Raw genomic sequence first — 17373 nt, 5'->3', positions numbered from 1 at the left:
CGTCCGAGCCCGGACCCGGTTCTTGGGCCTGCGGTCGGGGGTTTCGGTTAAACTAACCCATGCCCTTGCGGGGTCTGACCCCAGGGGCGTTTGTTCAAGCGCGCATGCGCGCACCATGGTTGCCCTAAGCCAAGGGCAACAGAAAGAAAGGCACGTCATGGCTCACGGTACTGTTAAGTGGTTCAACCCGGACAAGGGCTACGGCTTCATCTCTCGCGAGGACGGGGACGACCTGTTCGTTCACTACTCCGAGATTCAGATGGACGGCTTCAAGACCCTCGATGAGGGCCAGGTCGTCGAGTTCGACATCACCACCGGCCAGAACGGCAAGCTCCAGGCCTCCAACGTCCGCAAGGCGTAGCGTAGGGTCTGACCTGCCTCCTGAAGGCACGCCGTACGGGGGCCGCATCCGACCGGGTGCGGCCCCCGTTCTCTTTCCGGGCTGCGGGGTCCCGAGGGTCCGGACGGGTACATGGTCCCCGAGAAAAGCGGGGACGACCCCAGGGCCGACGCGCCCCAAGGCCGAGCCACCCCGGGACCGACGCACCGAGAGGAGCCGCGCCATGCGCATCGCCTTTGTCATGGACGACCTCGGGGTCCACTCCAACGGGACCTTCGTCACCGCCCGGCGCTACGCCCGCGCTCTCAGGGCTCAGGGTCACGAGGTCCGCCTCGTGGGCGTGGGCGCCGAGGGGGACGACGCCTTCCCCCTGCCGGAGCGCCGCATCCCCGTGGTGACCCCGGTGTCGACGCGCTGCGGCTTCCGGTTCGGCGAGCCGGACCCGGACGCGCTCGACCGCGCCCTCGGGGGCGTGGACCTCGTGCACCTCTTCCTCCCGTTCGCCCTGGAGCGGGCGGCCCTCCGGTGGGCGCGCTCCCACGGCGTGGCCGCATCGGCGGCCTTCCACCTGCAGCCCGAGAACGTCACCTACAACGCCGGCATCGGCGCGGCGCCCCCGGTGTGCGGCGCCGTGTACGCGCTGTTCCGCCGTTGGCTCTACGACGGCGTGCGCCGCGTCCACTGCCCCAGCGAGATGATCGCGGGCCGCCTCGCCGACCACGGCTACCGCGCCCGCACCACCGTGATCTCCAACGGCGTGCCCGCGCCCTTCGTGCCCGCCGGGGCCCCGGCGGGCACCTTCGGCCCCGACGGCTTGGTGCACGTGGTCACCGTGGGGCGCCTCGCGCCCGAGAAGAACCAGGAGACCATCTTGCGTGCCGTGGGCCTCAGCCGGCACCGGGACCGCATCAGGCTCCACATCTGCGGCTCCGGCCCCCGCCGGCGCTCCCTCGAGCGGCTGGGATCCCGGCTCCCGGTGCCGCCGTCGTTCGAGTTCCACGACGCGGCCGGGCTCGTAGCGCTGGAGCAGGCGAGCCCCTTCTACGTGCACGCCTCCGTGGCCGACATCGAGGCCATCTCGGTCCTCGAGGCCTTGGCCTGCGGCTGCGTACCCGTCATCGGCGAGGCGCCCCAGAGCGCGCCCGCGGCCTTCGCCCTCACCCCCGAGAGCCTCTTCCCGGCCAGGGATCCCCGGGCGCTCGCCGAGCGCCTCGACTGGTGGATCGAGCACCCCGACGAGCGTGCCAGGATGTCGGCGCGCTACGTCGCCGAGGGTGAGTCCATGCGCGTCTCGCGGTGCTGCGAGCGGTTCGCGGCCTTCGCCGAGGGTGCCGTGGAGGAGGATGTGGCCCTCGGCCTTGCCGTGGCGGGGGCGCGATGAGAGAGGGCCGCCCCTCGACCCGGCCGAGCCCCCGGGGCACCGCCGGCGGCGGAGACCGGCCTACCGGGCCGTGAGCCTCTCCCAGCCGTCGATGACGAGGGTGGCCTCGGCACTCACGGCGTCGAGGTCCTGGGTGGGGTCGTCGGAGCGCACACCCACGGCCGTGAACCCGGCCGAGGCGGCGGAGCGGAGCCCCGCGGGGATGTCCTCGAACACCACGGTTCGTCCCGGCTCCCGGCCCATGCGGCGCGCCGTCTCCACGTAGATGTCGGGCCAGCGCTTGTCGCGCCCCACCTCGGCGCCGTGCACCCGGAGGTCGAACAGCGAGTCGACGTCCACCCGCGGCTTCAGGGCGTCGAGCACCGCGGCGTCGTTGTTGGTGGCGAGGGCGCAGGCCACGCCGGCCGCGCGGAGGGCCCGGATGTAGTCCTCGGCGCCCGGCCTCAGGCGCACCCGGTCGCGGTAGAGGGCGCTGCCGAGGTCGTTCCACTCGTCGCAGACCTGCTCCACGGTGTCGGGGAGGCCGTAGGTGCCGATGACCCAGCGGGCGCCCTCCCTGAAGCCCCGGGCGGCCAGCTGCGCGGAGAAGCCCGGCTCGTAGGCGATGCCCCGGCGCGAGAGGAACGTCTCGTCCACGAGGCGCCAGACGTGGGACGACTCCGCGATCGTGCCGTCGAAGTCGAAGATGGCGGCCGTGAAGGGGGTGCGCCCCGGGGCGAGGTCGGCGGGGCCTGTGAGGGTCATGGGCGCTCCTGTGGTCGGTCGGCGGACGCGGGAAGTATAGCCGAGCGCGGGCCGGTTGGATGTGGTTTCATGGGCCGTGAAGGAAGCTGTCAGGACAAGCGGCGCCCAGGGCGCCGGCAAAGGAGGTACGCCATGGAAGAGCCCAAGGTCTCCCGCGAGGAGATCGACGCCTACGTGGAGCGCGTGTGGCCCGAGGTGCTCGAGGACATCGCCACCCTCGTGGCCATCGACTCGGTGGAGGACCTCTCAGCCGCCGCCCCAGGCGCCCCGTGGGGCCCCGGCCCGAAGGCCGGCCTCGACGCGGCGCTCAACATCGCCGAGCGCCTGGGCCTCGACGCCCACGACGTGGAGGGCTACATCGGCTACGCCGACCTGCCCGGCAGGAGCGAGAGGCAGGTGGCCACCATCGCCCACGTGGACATCGTGCCCGTGGGTACCGGTTGGGACACCGACCCGTTCACCCTCACGGTGAAGGACGGCTACCTGATGGGCCGCGGCACCCTCGACGACAAGGGCCCGCTCGCCCTCACCCTCTGGGCCGCCCACTTCTTCAAGGAGCGCGGCCAGGAGCTGCCCTACACCCTGCGCTGCATCGTCGGCGCCAACGAGGAGACCGGCCTCGGCGACGTGGACTACTACAACGAGCACTTCGAGCAGCCGGCGTTCCTGTTCACCCCCGACGCCGAGTTCCCCGTGTGCTGCGGCGAGAAGGGCGGCTTCTCGGCCACCTTCACCTCCGGCCCCGTGGCCGGCGGCACCATCGTGGACTTCAAGGGCGGCACCGCCGGCAACGCCATCCCCGACCTCGCCGAGGTCACCGTGCGCGCCGACGCTGCCTCCCTGCCCGCGGCCGAGGGCATCGACATCGAGGACGCCGGCGACGGCCTGGCCCGCCTCACGGCCCACGGCAAGGGCGGCCACGCCTCCCTGCCCGAGGGCACGGTGAACGCCATCGGCATGCTGGTGGACTACCTCTGGGACAACGGCCTCCACTCCGAGGAGGAGCGCCCGTTCCTCGAGCTCGAGCGCCTCATCTTCGCCACCACCGACGGCAGCTCCCTGGGCATCGACGCCACCGACGACATCTTCGATCCCCTCACCTGCATCGGCGGCACCATCGAGGTCGAGGACGGCCGCTTCAGGCAGACCGTCGACGCCCGCTTCCCCAAGTCCACCACGGCCGAGCACCTCGAGGAGGTCCTCTCCAAGCTCGGCGAGGAGCACGGCTGCACCCTCACGGTGGACCTCGCCCTCGTGCCGTTCTACGTCGACCCCTCGAGCCCCGAGATCCAGACCCTCATCCAGACCTACAACGACCACACCGGCAAGGACAAGAGGCCATTCACCATCGGCGGCGGCACCTACGCCCGCGACTTCAAGAATGCCGCGTCGTTCGGCCCCGAGGAGACCGACCTGGTGAACCCCGACTGGGTGGGCGGCATGCACGGCCCCAACGAGGGCGTGTCCGAGCAGCTCCTGCGCGACTCGCTCTCCATCTACATCGACGCCATCGCGCGCCTCATGGAGCTCGACCTCTAGGGGTCGGGCCCCACGCACCGGCGCTCCGCGAACGGGAGGGCGCCCTGGCCACGGCGGCTGGGGCGCCCTTTTCCGTCCCTGTCCGCCGGCGGTGGGTCAGGCGTCCGCCTCCATGGAGAGGGCCACGGTGAGCAGGCTCTCGTCGTTGGTGAGGATGCCCACGAGGGTCGTGAGGTCGCGGGCCACGGGGAAGATGCCGGCGTCCACGGCCGCCTTCGCGCCGTCCACGAGGACCTCGCCCACCCGGGCCACGGGGGCCAGGGGGATGCCGGCGCCCTCGAGCTCGTCGGCGACGGTGCCGGCGGGGGCCGGTTCGTAGCCGCCCTGGGCCTGGAGGTCGCCAAGGGCCTTGGCGGCCGCCGGGGCGCACACGCCGCCCACGGCCAGGGCGTGGCGCAGGCTGGCGTCGGCCAGGCGCAGCTCGCCCTCCTGGCGGAGCGCGCCACCCAGACGCAGGTAGGCGGCGCAGATGGAGTCGGGGTCGTGGGCGAGGGACAGGAGCTCCCTGACGGTGGCCTCGGCCATGGGGGCGTCGCCCAGGAGCTCGTGGCACCGGGCCGCCCTCAGGCGGGCGTTGACGTCCATGGGGTCGAGCTCCACGGCGCGCAGGGCGAACGCGAGGGCGCGGTCGGCGCGGCCCAGGCGCATGGAGAGGCTCGAGAGGGTGCCGTGGGCGTGGTAGTAGGGCGCCGGGACGAGGCGTACCTCGCGGCCGTCGGGGCCCGAAAGCCGGTTGTGGAGCCCGCGCTCGGCGTAGGTGTTGAAGAAGCGCCACACGCGGCAGGCGTCGTCGTGGTAGGGCTCGGCGTCCTCCTCGGCCGCCAGGAGCCCTTCCGGCCTGCGGGCGCACCGCTCCACCCGCACGGGGTCACCGCCCTCGGGGGAGGCGAGGAGCGAGAGGGCTTCGGCCACGGCGCGGCCGAGGTCGCCGTCGGTCAGGAGGGCGTCGCGCACGGCCCCGGGGTCGCCGCCGTCCAGGGTGCCGTCGATGAGGGAGCGCACGACGCGCTGACCCGCGGCGCGGACCTCCCGGTCGTCGTCGTGGGCCGTGGCCTCGAGGACGGCCGCCACGGCGTGGGAGCAGGTTCCGTCGAGGGCGGCGCAGGCGCGGTCCGCGGCCGCCTCCCGGCGCGCGGTCCCGCGGATGGCGAGGTCGGCCATGGCCGAGGCGCCGAGGGCCCGGGCCGCCTCGGGCGTCAGGGGGTGCCGGGATGCCTCGGGCTCGTCGCCCCGCCACGGGGGGGCAGAGGAGCGGGTCGGTCATGGAGAAACGCGGCGTCACGGGGTGGAGGCGCCCGTCGTGGGCGTCGACGGACGCGCCCAGGGCGGCGAGCTCGTCCTCGGGGCGCTCGCCGGGGCCCTCGAGGTCGAGGGCTGCCACGGCGGCGCGGGTGGCGCGTCAGGAGACGAGGGGGCGCCCGTCGACGTCGGCGGCCTGCACCCACGCCTCGTGGAGGCGGGGCGACGTGGAGAGCGCCATGGCGGCGAGCACCATGGCCTCGCGGCACGCGAGCCTGGCGGCCCTGAGCTCGCGGCGCGCCCGGGTGGTGCGGCGGGTGCCGCCGTCCCCGCACCACTCGCGGGGCGCGACGACGTCTGGCTCCACGGTGCCGAAGGAGAGGGCCGCCACGCCGGCCTCGAGGTTGAGGCGGAAGCGGCACTCGAGACGGTAGGGGAGGCGTAGCGACCGGATGCCAAGGGCCAGGGCCCGGCGCACCTCCCACTCGCCGCGGTCGCCGTACCCGGCGGCGCCGGTGTCGATGCCGGCGGCCTCACAGGTGACGGAGCGCTCGATGACGTCCGAGAGCAGGTAGAGCTCGGAGACCGTGGTCTCGGGTCTTCGGCCGAGGCAGCGCTTGGCATAAACGGCGCGGTTGAGGGCCGACTCCACGCGCCGCAGGGCCCGCACGCCCTCCTCGTCGAGGCTGGCCCCTTGATGTCCAGACGCACCTGGCCCGACCGGGCATCGGGTCGGAGGCGCGCGGGGGCGTCGTCGGCGAGGTCGAGCAGTCCGGCGTCGTCGAGCTGCTCGGCCACGAACGAGGAGAGGGCGTCGGGGAGGGTGGGGGAGGTGCGGTGGGCCTGCGTCATCCGGAGGGCGCCGAGCACGGACTTCAGGGGCTCCACGGGGAAGGGGCCCCTCTCGAGTGCGGCCATAAGGCCGTCGAGGTCGATGGTCCCCTCGGCCGCGCCCCAGCCCGTCTCATGTGATGCCATGGATCCTCCCTGCGCTCTCGTGCGCAGGGTACGTCCCCCTCTTTTTCTGCCCCGTATTTAAGGGACAGTGCAGCATTGGGATCCTTGCGTGTGCCACGTCTGCCGCCCGGGTGGGACAAAAGTGTCCGGGTGGTGGGACGGGGGTCAGTCGCCGTGGGGCTGTTCCAGCGACTCCCGCAGCCCCAGGAGCACCTCGTCGCCGTCGAGGAGGGCCGCCGCCGTGGCGAGCTCGCGGGCCACGGGGAAGACGCCCGCCTCCACAGCGGCCCGGGCGGCCTCGCGGACGGCGGAGCGCACAGCCTCGGTGGGGGCGTCCGGGACGCCGCGGCTCGCGAGCACGCGCCCCTGCTCCCCCTCCGGCACCGGCGCGACGCCCTCCTGGGCCTCGAGGGCCGAGAGCTCGAGGGAGGCGATGAGGGCGCAGGGCGTGTTGAGGGCGATGGAGCGCCGGTAACAGGCGTCGGCCAGCTCGAGGTCCCCCTCCTGCCACGAGAGGAACGCGAGCCGGTAGTAGGCGACGGCCGCCCCGGTGGGATCGTAGGCGCGCTCGAGGAGGTCGCAGCAGGAGGAGATGGCCATGGGGATGTCGCCCAGGGCCTCGTAGCGGGCCACGAGGGCGAGGTGCGCCGACGGGTCGAAGGGGTCGAGGTCACGGGCGGCGAAGGCGTGGGCCGTGGCGCCGTCGCCGTCGCCCGTGGCGGCCAGGAGCGAAGACGTCAGCAGGTGGGCGGCCAGGCGCGAGGCGGGCACGAGGGGCGCCTGGGCGCCGTCGGCCCCCTCGAGCCGGTTGTAGAGGCTCCGCTCCACGTAGTTGGAGAAGCAGCGGGCGCCCTCCGGCACCCAGGCCTCGGTGCGGGCCAGGGCTTCCTGCACCTCGGAGAGGGCGGCCGCGCCGTCGCCGCCGTGGATGTGGGCCGCAGCCCGGGCCATGGCGTCGCGCACGGCGTCGACGCGGGTCACCCCCACGGCCAGGGCCATGGGGTCGCACCCGTCGACGGTCCCCTCGAGCAGCACGTCCACGAGCCCGCGCACGGCCTCGCGCACCTCCGGGTCGTCGATGCCGTCGAGCGCGCCCATCAGGAAGGAGACGCTGCTCTCGCATGACCCGCCCAGCCCCGCCGCGATCCTTTCGGCGAGGGCGCGGCGCCGTGCCGCAGCGTCGCGGGAGAGCCCCGCCAGGGTGGGGGACCCGAGCGCCTGCCGGGCCTGCTCGGGGAGCGCCCGGTCGGAGCCCTCCGGCTCCTCCGTGCGCCAACGGGGGCAGAGCGCCTCGTCGTCGAGGGAGAACCCGGGCGCCACGGGATCGAGTCCGTCGCCGTTCCAGGAGACGGAGCCGCCGGCGAGCCGCATGGCCTCCACGGGGTCGCCCAGGGCCGTCGGGTCGAGGTCGGCCACGGACGCCCGCGTCATCTGGGCGGAGAGCACGCAGGAGGGGCCACGGTCGACGCGGACCCACACGCGCCCCACGCCGTCGCAGCGGTCGAACACGTGGAACGCGAGGAGCAGCGCCTCCCGGCACGCGAGCTCGGCGGCCGCGCGGCGCCGCATGGTGCCGGTTGCCTTCACCACGCGGCCGAGGCCCTCCACCCACACGTGCCGGGCCATGGCGTCGGCCGGCTGCGCGGCCAGGGAGAACCCCACGACCCCGGCCCCGGTGTTGACGCGCCACCGGGCGTCCAACCGGTAGGGGAGCTGGAACTCCTCGAGCCCCTCCGACACGGCGCGCCGCACGTCCCACTCCCCGGACGCGCCGGTGACGTCGCCGTCCCTGCGCCACGGTGCCTGGGCGGCCACGGAGGCCTCCACCGACGCGCTGAAGCGGTAGCAGGCGTCCGTGCCCCCGGCGGGGGAGCAGCCCAGCCGGCGGTCGCAGAAGAGCGTCCGGTTGAACGCGGTCTCGACGCGTCTCAGGCGGAGCGGGGCGGCGGGGTCTGTGGGCGGCTCGGCGAAGGAGAGGCGCAGGCACCCGGTGCGGGGCGCCACACGGGCGCGCACGGGGGCGTCGCCCAGCGAGAAGATGTCGGCGTCCTCGAGCTCGGCCGCGAGGAAGAGCTCGAGGGTGCAGGGGAGGGGGGCCGTGCCGCCGCCGAAGACGCCGTCGGCCGAGCCTTGGCGCAGCCGCACGTCGCGGACGAGCCCGGCGAGAGCCACCACGGGCTCGGGGGTCCCGGCGAGGGCCGCGGCGAGGGCGTCCATGTCGAGGGAGCCCGTCTCGGCGGCGGGGACGGGCGCGTGGACAGTGGGGGCGGGGGGCGTCTCGCGGGTAGGGCCGGCAGGCGACAGGGCGCGCCGGGCGAAGGCCCTGCCCGCCCCCACGCCGCAGGCGAGGCCGCCGAGGCACCCGAGCAGCGCCGCGAGGGCGCCCCAGGCGGGGTCCTCCAGCGACGCTAGGATGGCGCCGCAACCGAGCAGGGCAGCCCCGGCCCAGCCGAGGGCGGCGTCGCCCATGGAGTCGATGCGTCGGCGAAGGTCCATGGACCCCTCCCTCCCGGTGCCGGCGGGTGTCCCCGCCGTTCCACCCACAGTATATGCGAGGCCGTCCGCCGACCCAGGGGCGCCGGCCGACGGAGCCGGCGGGACGGGCTTGCCTGTGGGAGCCTGTGAGGTATACTGCTGATGAACATATGAGCAAGTGCTCATGAATTGCGGAGAGGCCGCCTTTGACGGCGGCGGAGGGAGGGGCCCATGGGCATCGACGGACCGGCCACCGAGGGGACCGACGCGTTCCTCACCGACGAGGACGCCATCTACGGGGCGACGCAGATCTTCGACGCCCTGTCCGACTACACGCGCTTCCAGATCCTCGGGGCGCTCATGACGGCCGAGCGCTCGGTCTCCGAGCTCCAGGAGATCTGCCCGGTGTCGCAATCGGCCATCTCACACCAGCTGCGCCTCCTGCGCGACCGCGGGCTCGTGGCCCAGCGCCGCGAGGGGCAGCGCTCGATCTACTCGCTGGCCGACGGCCACGTGGCCACGCTCATCCGCGTGGGCCTCGAGCACGCGGGGGAGGAGCTCTCATGAGCGGGCACGATCGCCACGACCACGACCACGGGCACTGCGGCTGCGACGCCCACGGCCACTGCGGCTGCGACGCCCACGGCCACGACGGCCACGGCCACGACGGCCGCGTGCACTGCGGCTGCGACGGCCACGACCACGGCGAAGCCGCCCCGGCCCATGGGCCCTCCGGCACCCCGGACCTCACGTTCAAGGTCGCCGACCTCGACTGCCCCAACTGCGCCCGTGCCGTCGAGGAGGCCGTGAGGGGCCTGCCCGAGGTCGCCGACGCGAGCCTCACCTATGCGACGGCCACCCTCTCGGTGGTCTCCGCGGCCGGGGCCGAGCCCGCCGCCGTGGAGCGCGCGGTCCTGGACGCCGTGCGCTCGTGCGGGGAGGACCTCGAGCTCACCGACGAGCAGCTCGAGCGCCTCGACGCCCGTCGCGGCTGGTTCGCCGAGCACCGCGCCGCCGTGCTCCTCGGCACCTCCGCCGCCCTCATCATCGCCGGCATCGTGGCCGAGGCCGCCGCCGGCGGCCTCGCCACGGCCTGGCTCTACGCCGCGGCCGCCCTGGCCGGCCTCGCGTTCATCCTCCCGCTCGCCGCCGCGTCCCTCGGGCGCCGGAAGGCCGACATGAACGTGCTCATGTCCATCGCCGTCGTGGGCGCACTGGTCATGGGCCTCGTGGAGGCCCTCGGCGGCCACCTGGAGGTGGACACCTTCCGCGACGCCGCCATCGTCATCTTCCTCGACCAGGTGGGCGAGTGGCTCGAGGGCTGGTCCATGCGCCGCAGCCGCGGCTCGGTGGAGGGCCTCATGGAGCTCGCCCCGGAGACCGCCCACGTGGTGCGTGCCGACGGCTCCGTCGCCGACGAGCCCCTGGCCGACGTCGAGGTGGGCTGGGAGGTGCGCGTGCTCCCCGGCGAGCGCGTGCCCCTCGACGGCACGCTTGTGGCCGGCGACTCCAGCTTCGACGAGGCGCCCGTCACCGGCGAGTCCGTGCCCCAGGACAAGGGGGCGGGAGCCCGGGTGTACGGCGGCTCGCTCAACACGGTGGCGCCCGTCACCGTGCGCGTCACGAGCCGCGCCGACAGCGGCACCTTGGCCCGCATCGTCTCCATGGTGCAGGGGGCCCAGGCGCAGAAGGCGCCCTACGAGGCCTTCGTCGACCGCTTCGCCGCCGTCTACACCCCGGCCGTGGTGGCCGTGGCGGCGGCCGTGGGCGTCGGCGTGCCGCTCTGCCTCACCCTCGTGGGGGCCCTCGGCCTCGGGGCGGCGCCCGACTGGGGCGCCTGGGTCTGGCGCGCCCTCACGCTGCTCGTCATCGCCTGCCCCTGCGCCCTCGTGATCTCCACGCCGGTCTCGTTCGTCTCGGCCATCTCCCGTGCGGCCCGCATGGGCGTGCTCGTGAAGGGTGGGGCGTACTTCGACATCGGCTCCAAGGTGGACGCCGTGGCGTTCGACAAGACCGGCACCCTCACCGCCGGCACGCCCGAGGTGGTCTCGGTCACGCCCTTCGGCGGACTCTCCCGCGAGCGCGTGCTTGCCCTGGCCGCAGCCCTGGAGCGCGAGTCCACCCACCCCCTGGCCGCCGCCGTCCGCATGGCCGCCGAGGGGTCCGTCGCCCCCGCCCTTGCGGCCGCGGACGTCCGTGAGACGGCGGGCAACGGCATGACCGGCACCGTGGACGGCGCTGCCGTGCTCGTGGGCAAGCCGGCCTTCGCCCGCACCGTGGCGGCGCTCGACGGGGATGCCGGGCAGGCCGTGGACGACGCAGCCGCATCGGGGGCCACGGCCCTCGTGGTCGCGGTGGACGGCCGCGTCGCCGGCGTGGTGGCCGTGGCCGACTCCGTGCGCGCCACCACCCCCGAGGCCGTCTCCCGGCTCCATGCCATGGGCATCCGCGACACCGTGATGCTCACGGGCGACAACGCCCGGGTGGCCGCCGTGGTGGCGGGGCGCGTGGGCGTCGCGGAGGTGGCGGCCGAGCTGCTCCCCGACGACAAGGTGGCCCGCGTGGAGGCGCTCCGCTCCCAGGGCCGGACGGTGGCCATGGTGGGCGACGGCATCAACGACGCGCCGGCCCTCGCCGCGGCCGACCTCGGCGTCACCATGGGCGCCGCCGCCAGCGACACCGCCCTCGAGGTGGCCGACGTCGCGCTGCTCTCCGGCGACCTCGAGCGCCTGCCGTCGTTCTTCTCCCTGTCCCGCCGTTGCATGGCGGTGGTGCGCGAGAACATCGTCTTCGCCATCGCCGTCAAGGTCGCGGTGCTGGTGCTCGCGGTGCTCGGCGTGGCCGGCATGGGCGCGGCCATCTTCGCCGACACGGGCGTGGCCCTCATCGTCGTCCTCAACGGCATGCGCCTCATGACCCCCTGGGAGACGCGCTTCTAAAGGGCCCGTCCGGCAGGCGGGCGCGTTTCCGCCGGCACCGGCACCCGGCGGCGGGTGCCGGTGCTAGGCTGGTTTTCGTGTCTGCCGCCGTCAGGAAAGAGCCGCCGTGCCAGAGCCTGAGCAAGGGAACCGGAACCTCTCCACCTATCTCGACGTGTCGGGCCCGCACCACATGCGGGTGCCCTGGCACGAGGCCCTCAGCGAGCCGGGCCGCCCCGCCGTGGACGCCCCGCTCGCCGACAAGGTCTCGGTCATCATGCGCACCGGCCAGCTGGCCCTCTCGGCCGGGGACTCCGCCTGGCGGGTCCGCGACTTCATGAACCGCGTGGCCCACGTCCTCGGCGTCACGGTGCACGCGGACATCTCGCTTGTCAACATCGAGGCCACCTGCATCGAGGGCTCCCGGTCCATCACCGAGGTGGTGGCCAACCCCACGGCCGGCGTCAACACCGAGCGGGTCATGCTCCTCGAGCACTACCTCCACGAGGTCGAGGCTCTGGGCCGAGAGATCTCGGTGGGCGCCTTCCACGACCTGCTCGACGTCGTGGAGTCCAAGGGTCAGCGCTACCGCCCGTGGCAGAGCGGTCTCGCCTCGGGTCTCGCCTGCGGCTCGTTCGTCTTCCTCCTGGGCGGCGGCCCCGTCGAGATGGCCGGCGCCGCCCTCGGCGCCGGGTTCGGGCAGCTCGCCCGCCGCGTGGTGGCGGGCCGCCGCATCAACCAGTTCGTGGCCGTGGCTTGCGGTGTGGCCGTGGCCTGCGTGGCCTACCTCCTCTCCCTCATGGCCATGTCGCCCTGGGTGCCTGACGCCATGAGCCACGAGGCGGGCTACATCGGCGCCATGCTCTTTGTCATCCCGGGTTTTCCCCTCATCACAAGCGGGTTCGACCTCTTCCAGTCCGAGATGCGCAGCGGCATCGAGCGGCTGGCCTACGCCCTCACCGTCATCCTCACCGGCACCGCCGTGGGCTGGCTCGTGGCCACGGGCGTGCGGCTCTATCCCGACGACTTCGCGCCTTTGGGCCTCGGCCCCGTGCCGCTCACCGCACTTCGGGCCCTCTTCTCGTTCGTGGGCGTCTACGGCTTCTCGGTGATGTTCAACTCCACGCCCCGGATGTGTGCCACCGCGGCGTCCATCGGCGCCGTGGCCAACACGCTGCGCCTGTCGCTGACGGGGTTCTGGTCCGTGCCCCCCGAGGCCGCGGCCCTGGCCGGCGCCTTCGTGGCGGGGCTCCTCGCCGCCGCGTGCAAGGCGCGCACCTCCATCCCGCGCACCGCCGTCACCGTGCCCTCCATCGTGATCATGGTGCCTGGCCTCTACATGTACCGGGCCGTCTACTACATGGGCACGTTCCAGCCCACCGACGCCGTCGACTGGCTCATCAGGGCCGCCATGATCGTGGTGTTCCTGCCCGTCGGCCTCATCGCCGCCCGGGTTATCACCGACCCGCGGTGGAGGAGGGTCTCGTGACCGCGGCGCGGCCCGTGGGTGACGACGACCCCCGTCAGCGGCTGTTCCGGCTCTTCGGCGACGACGCCATGGCCCGGCTTGCCGGCGCCCGCGTGGCGGTGGTGGGCATCGGCGGCGTGGGCTCCGCCTGCGCCGAGGCCCTGGCCCGCGGCGCCGTGGGCAACCTGGCCCTCGTGGACGGCGACACCGTGGCGCCGTCCAACATCAACCGGCAGGCCGTGGCGTTTCTCGACACGGTGGGCCTGCCCAAGGTGGACGTCATGGCGGCCATCGCCGCGCAGGTGAACCCCGCGGCCCGGGTGGACACGTTCCGGAGGTTCGTGCTGTCCGACGAGGCGGCGGGCCTCCTGGACGAGATGGGCCCCGTGGACTACCTCTGCGACGCCGTGGACTCCATCGCCGTGAAACTGACCCTGGCCGAGCTCGCCCAGGAGCGCGGCATCCCGCTCGTGAGCGCCATGGGCGGCGCCAACAAGGTGCACCCCGAGCGCATCAGGGTCGCGAGCATCTGGGACACCGTCAACGACCCCATCTGCCGCGTGGTTCGCAAGGAGTGCCGCAAGCGCGGCATCCGCGACCTAACGGTGGTGTTCTCGGACGAGCACGCCGTGCCGGTGGCCATGGAGCCGGGCACGGGCCGCGCCGAGCGCACCAACCTGGGCACCGCGTCGTTCATGCCGCCGGCCATGGGGTTGGCCATGGCCGGCAAGGTGATCCGCGACCTCACCGGCGTGGGGGAGTGACGGCCGTGGTCTCCGGCGCGGAGGGCGCCTGCCCGGCGCCGTTCGACATGCACCTGCACGGCGACTGGTTCTCGGACCCGCGGGCCTGCTCGGCGTCGTTCGCCGCCGCCGGCGGCGGGGCGCTGGGGTGCACCGTGGAGCCGGCGGGCTACGAGGGGCTCGCGGCCGAGCTGGCGGACGAGGGCCGTGTGCCGGACGGCGAGGCCGCGCGGGAGGGCGGCGGCCCCGGGCTGGTCCCGGCCCTCGGGCTGCACCCGTGGTGTCTGGGGGAGGGCTCCGACGCCGGGCGGCGCGTGGAGCGGTTCTGCGAGCTCGCCGGCGGCTGCCGCCTCGTCGGCGAGGTGGGCCTGGACCGGGGGCGGGCCCACCGGCAGGCGTTCGACGCCCAGGTCGCGGCCTTCCGGCGCGCGTGCGATGCCGTGGCGCCAGGGTCGGTCCTCTCCATCCACAGCGTGGGTGCGGCGGGGGAGGTGCTCGACATCCTCGGGGAGAGCGGCCGTCTGGCCGACTGCGCCTGCGTGTTCCACTGGTTCTCGGGCACGTCCGACGAGCTCGCCCGCGCCCGGGGCGCCGGATGCCTCTTCTCCGTGGGCCCGCTCATGCTGCGGTCCCGGCGCGGCCGCGAGTACGCCCGCCAGGTGCCGGTGGGCCGCCTGCTGCTGGAGACGGACCTCCCCGAACATCCGGGCACCGCCTGGGACGCCGGCGCGGGGCTCTCGGCCCTGGACGGGGCCCTGGCCACCGTCGCCGCCCTCAAGGGGGTGGAGCCGGAGGCCCTCGCCGACGCCGTCCGCCGCGCCTCCCGGGGGCTCCTGTCCCGCTGAGCCTCGCCGCCGCTGCCGCCGAGAGGCCCCCTCCTCCGCACCTGAACGCGGTTGGGGGCGATCTCGAAGGCCGGTTCGGCCCCCGATCCGCCCTCAACCGCGTTCAGGTGGGCGATTTCCGCCCCCAACTGCGTTCAGGTGGAGGCGGGGGTGTCCTCAACCGCGTTCAGGTGCGAGGTGCTCGGGTGAGGGTGTTCAGGTGGGTGGGGGCGGAGCGGGGCCGTGCCTCGCCCGTGCTGCACGGCCCCGCGGTCGGCTAGATCCGGTGGAAGAACAGCCCGCTTCTCAGCTTGGGTTCGAACCAGGTGGACTTGGGCGGCATGAGGCGGCCCTCGTCGGCTACGGCCATGAGCTCGTCCATGGAGGTGGGGTGGCAGACGAAGGCCACACCCCCCTCGCCGGCCAGGCGCTCGAGCTCCGTGGTGCCGCGGTTGCCCCCCACGAAGTCCAGGCGCGGGTCCTGGCGCGGGTCGGCGATGCCGAGCACCGGTCCCAGCACGCGGTCCTGCAGCACGGCCACGTCGAGCGCGTCTGCGGCGTCTGCCGCGGCGGTCTCGGCCGCGAGGGCCGGGGAGGGCGTCAGCCGGTACCAGGCCCCGCCGCAGCACATGCCGAAGGTGCCGGGCTCCGTGGGCGCGGCGTCGGCGGCATCCACCGGCGCCACCTCGAAGCCGGCCGCCCCCACGGCGTCCACGAGCTCCTCGGCACCCAGGCCGGCGCGGTCGGCCACCACGCGGTTGTAGGAGAGGAGATCGAGCCCGTCCGCCGGGAACAGCACGGCCATGACGGTGTCGGAGGCCGCCTCGCTGCCGGCAGGGGCGTCGCGGCCGGCCATGGCGCCGGAGCCCTCCCGCCGCTCCATGGCCACCCGCACGGCCGAGGCGGCGCGGTGGTGGCCGTCGGCTATGTAGGCTCCCGGGATCTCGGAGGCGGCGTCGGCGAGCTCGCCGCGCAGGTGTCGGTCGTCCACGCGCCACACGGTGTTGCGCACGCCCTGTGCGTCGGTGAAGTCGTAGAGCGGCTCGCCCGCGCACACCGTCTCCACGGCGGCGGCTACGCGGCCGGCCCCCTGGGCGTCGGCGCGGTATGCGAGGAACACGGGCCCTGTCTGGGCCGAGAGCGCCCGGATGTGGCGTACGCGCCCCAGCTCCTTCTCGCGGCGCGTGTTCTCGTGGCGCCGCACGGCGCCGGCCACGAAGTCGTCCACGGCCACGCAGGCCACGAGGCCGGTCTGGGAGCGGCCGCCGTCCTGCTCGCGGTACACGTAAAACGTGGGCTCGCCGTCCTGGCGGTACACGCCCTCCTCCACCTGGCCGGCAAAGCGCCGGGCGGCCAGGGCGCAGGCCTCCTCGCCGTCGGGGTCGCCGCCGTCTGCCACCCAGAGGCCGGGGACGTCGACGCCGAGGAACGAGAGTGGCTCGGCCCCCACGGCGCGCCGGGCCTCCTCGAGGTCCACCACGTCGTAGGGCAGGGCGGCGGTGCGGGCCGCCAGCTCGGGTGCGGGCCTAAGGGCCGCGAAGGGATGGATGTGCATGGGGGCTCCTATTTGATGACGCGTACGCGCCACATGTTGGGGATGGAGGAGAGGCGCTCGATGATAGCGGGCTCCAGGTGCTCGTCGGTGTCAAACATGGTGTAGGCGGCGCGGCCGGCGTTCTCGTTGGTCATGCGCTGCACGTTGGCGCTGGCGTCCGCCAGCACGGCGGTGATCTGGCCGATCATGTTGGGCACGTTGGCGTGCAGGCACGCGACGCGGCTGGCTCCGCGGCACACGCCCATGTGGCACGTCGGGTAGTTGACGGAGTTGGTGATGTTGCCGTTGTCCAGGTAGTCCACGAGCTCGTCCACGGCCATGCGGGCGCAGGATGCCTCGGCCTCCACGGTGCCGGCACCGGTGTGGGGCGTCACGTAGGTGTGGGGCATGTGGAGCGACCTGGGCGTGGCGAAGTCGGTGAAGAAGCGCTGCACCTGGCCCGACGCCAGGGCGGCCTCCATGGCGTCCTCGTCGACCACGTCCTCCCGGGCGTAGTTGAGCACCACGGCACCGGGGTTGAGCAGGGAGAGCTGCGCGGCGCCGATCATGCCGACGGTGTCCTCCTTGCGGGGCACGTGTACCGTGAGGTAGTCGCAGCCGCGGCAGAGCTCGTCGAGGTCCTCCACAGGCGTGACGTCGCGGGAGAGCTGCCAGGCGTGGTCCACGGAGAGGTACGGGTCGTAGCCGCACACCTCCATGCCCAGGTCCACGCAGGCGTTGGCCACCTTGGAGCCCACGGCGCCGAGGCCCACGACGCCGATTCTGCGGTCGGCCACCTCGCGGCCCACGAAGGCCTTCTTGGAGGCCTCGGCCTCGGCGTAGGCGTCCGGGTCGTCCTCGTGCTCGCGGCACCAGCGCATGCCGCCGAGCACGTCGCGCGAGCCCATGAGCAGCAGGCCCACCACGAGCTCCTTGACGGCGTTGGAGTTGGCGCCGGGGGTGTTGAAGACCACGACGCCCTGCTCGGCCAGGCGCTCGTGGGGGATGTTGTTGACGCCGGCGCCGGCCCGCGCGATGCAGCGGACGGAGTCGGGCACCTCCATGCCGTGGATGTCGGTGGAGCGCATGAGGATGGCGTCGGCGCCCTCGGCGTCGGGCACGATCTCGTAGCCCTCGGCGATGGTGGACAGGCCGTCCTTGACGATGTCGTCGATGATCTTGATGGTGCGCATGGGGTCTGGTCCTCTCGT

Annotated in this window: 14 protein-coding genes; 8 read left to right on the top strand and 6 right to left on the bottom strand. The window is 73.9% G+C overall.

All coding sequences use genetic code 11. From position 1 onward, the window contains the following. The first annotated feature begins 157 nt into the window (after nt 1-157). Together OR600_RS07045 and OR600_RS07040 are read left to right on the top strand one after the other, a co-directional pair. On the top strand, nt 158-361 hold the full coding sequence (locus OR600_RS07045) for a cold-shock protein (RefSeq protein ID WP_135978777.1): 204 nt from the start codon (nt 158-160) through the stop codon (nt 359-361). Between the two features lie 202 nt (nt 362-563). Further along, nucleotides 564-1721, top strand: a complete 1158-nt coding sequence (locus OR600_RS07040) for a glycosyltransferase (protein WP_265590905.1) — start codon at nt 564-566, stop codon at nt 1719-1721. Between the two features lie 60 nt (nt 1722-1781). On the opposite strand, the gene OR600_RS07035 is transcribed toward OR600_RS07040, so the two are convergent. Continuing rightward, nucleotides 1782-2465, bottom strand: a complete 684-nt coding sequence (locus OR600_RS07035; RefSeq protein ID WP_135978779.1) for an HAD family hydrolase — start codon at nt 2463-2465, stop codon at nt 1782-1784. Between the two features lie 132 nt (nt 2466-2597). Between OR600_RS07035 and OR600_RS07030 the strand changes: the two genes are divergently transcribed. After that, nucleotides 2598-4004 carry a Sapep family Mn(2+)-dependent dipeptidase gene (locus OR600_RS07030; RefSeq protein WP_251173115.1) on the top strand — a complete coding sequence of 469 codons (1407 nt, stop codon included), beginning with the start codon at nt 2598-2600 and terminating at the stop codon, nt 4002-4004. Nucleotides 4005-4100: 96 nt separating this feature from the next. Here the strand turns inward: OR600_RS07030 and OR600_RS07025 are convergent, their stop codons facing one another. From OR600_RS07025 to OR600_RS07015, 3 genes are all read right to left on the bottom strand, one after another. Beyond that, on the bottom strand, nt 4101-5165 hold the full coding sequence (locus OR600_RS07025) for a tetratricopeptide repeat protein (protein ID WP_265590904.1): 1065 nt from the start codon (nt 5163-5165) through the stop codon (nt 4101-4103). A 238-nt stretch (nt 5166-5403) separates the two neighbouring features. Beyond that, a complete protein-coding gene (locus OR600_RS07020; protein ID WP_265590903.1) occupies nt 5404-5913 on the bottom strand; it encodes a hypothetical protein in 510 nt (169 codons plus the stop codon). A 452-nt stretch (nt 5914-6365) separates the two neighbouring features. Next, nucleotides 6366-8696: a tetratricopeptide repeat protein gene (locus OR600_RS07015; RefSeq protein ID WP_135978783.1), complete on the bottom strand. Its 2331-nt coding sequence runs from the start codon at nt 8694-8696 to the stop codon at nt 6366-6368. A 210-nt stretch (nt 8697-8906) separates the two neighbouring features. On the opposite strand from OR600_RS07015, the gene OR600_RS07010 reads away from it, so the two are divergent. The 5 genes from OR600_RS07010 (at nt 8907) to OR600_RS06990 (ending at nt 14649) form a co-directional block, all read left to right on the top strand. After that, complete coding sequence (locus OR600_RS07010) at nt 8907-9242, top strand: ArsR/SmtB family transcription factor (RefSeq protein WP_135978784.1); 336 nt, start codon at nt 8907-8909, stop codon at nt 9240-9242. Continuing rightward, a complete protein-coding gene (locus OR600_RS07005; protein WP_265590902.1) occupies nt 9239-11614 on the top strand; it encodes a heavy metal translocating P-type ATPase in 2376 nt (791 codons plus the stop codon). The genes OR600_RS07010 and OR600_RS07005 overlap by 4 nt, the downstream gene beginning before the upstream one ends. A 106-nt stretch (nt 11615-11720) precedes the next feature. After that, on the top strand, nt 11721-13082 hold the full coding sequence (locus tag OR600_RS07000; RefSeq protein WP_251164101.1) for a threonine/serine exporter family protein: 1362 nt from the start codon (nt 11721-11723) through the stop codon (nt 13080-13082). Then, on the top strand, nt 13079-13825 hold the full coding sequence (locus OR600_RS06995; protein ID WP_135978786.1) for a tRNA threonylcarbamoyladenosine dehydratase: 747 nt from the start codon (nt 13079-13081) through the stop codon (nt 13823-13825). The genes OR600_RS07000 and OR600_RS06995 overlap by 4 nt, the downstream gene beginning before the upstream one ends. A 5-nt stretch (nt 13826-13830) precedes the next feature. Beyond that, complete coding sequence (locus tag OR600_RS06990; protein ID WP_265590901.1) at nt 13831-14649, top strand: TatD family hydrolase; 819 nt, start codon at nt 13831-13833, stop codon at nt 14647-14649. 256 nt (nt 14650-14905) lie between these two features. On the opposite strand, the gene OR600_RS06985 is transcribed toward OR600_RS06990, so the two are convergent. Continuing rightward, a complete protein-coding gene (locus OR600_RS06985) occupies nt 14906-16183 on the bottom strand; it encodes a DUF1015 domain-containing protein (RefSeq protein WP_135978787.1) in 1278 nt (425 codons plus the stop codon). 8 nt (nt 16184-16191) lie between these two features. Then, nucleotides 16192-17355, bottom strand: coding sequence for a phosphoglycerate dehydrogenase (locus OR600_RS06980; RefSeq protein ID WP_265590900.1), 1164 nt, complete (start codon nt 17353-17355; stop codon nt 16192-16194). Between the last annotated feature and the right edge of the window lie 18 nt (nt 17356-17373).

The sequence above is a fragment of the Granulimonas faecalis genome (assembly GCF_022834715.1).
In the GTDB taxonomy this organism is placed as follows: Bacteria; Actinomycetota; Coriobacteriia; order Coriobacteriales; family Atopobiaceae; genus Granulimonas; species Granulimonas faecalis.
This window is presented reverse-complemented; position numbering and strand designations above follow the sequence as displayed.

Coding starts and splice junctions, on each gene's coding strand:
- OR600_RS07045 (WP_135978777.1), top strand. CDS start 158: ATGGCTCACGGTACTGTTAAGTGGTTCAACCCGGACAAGGGCTACGGC.
- OR600_RS07040 (WP_265590905.1), top strand. CDS start 564: ATGCGCATCGCCTTTGTCATGGACGACCTCGGGGTCCACTCCAACGGG.
- OR600_RS07035 (WP_135978779.1), bottom strand. CDS start 2,465: ATGACCCTCACAGGCCCCGCCGACCTCGCCCCGGGGCGCACCCCCTTC.
- OR600_RS07030 (WP_251173115.1), top strand. CDS start 2,598: ATGGAAGAGCCCAAGGTCTCCCGCGAGGAGATCGACGCCTACGTGGAG.
- OR600_RS07025 (WP_265590904.1), bottom strand. CDS start 5,165: ATGGCCGACCTCGCCATCCGCGGGACCGCGCGCCGGGAGGCGGCCGCG.
- OR600_RS07015 (WP_135978783.1), bottom strand. CDS start 8,696: ATGGACCTTCGCCGACGCATCGACTCCATGGGCGACGCCGCCCTCGGC.
- OR600_RS07010 (WP_135978784.1), top strand. CDS start 8,907: ATGGGCATCGACGGACCGGCCACCGAGGGGACCGACGCGTTCCTCACC.
- OR600_RS07005 (WP_265590902.1), top strand. CDS start 9,239: ATGAGCGGGCACGATCGCCACGACCACGACCACGGGCACTGCGGCTGC.
- OR600_RS06985 (WP_135978787.1), bottom strand. CDS start 16,183: ATGCACATCCATCCCTTCGCGGCCCTTAGGCCCGCACCCGAGCTGGCG.
- OR600_RS06980 (WP_265590900.1), bottom strand. CDS start 17,355: ATGCGCACCATCAAGATCATCGACGACATCGTCAAGGACGGCCTGTCC.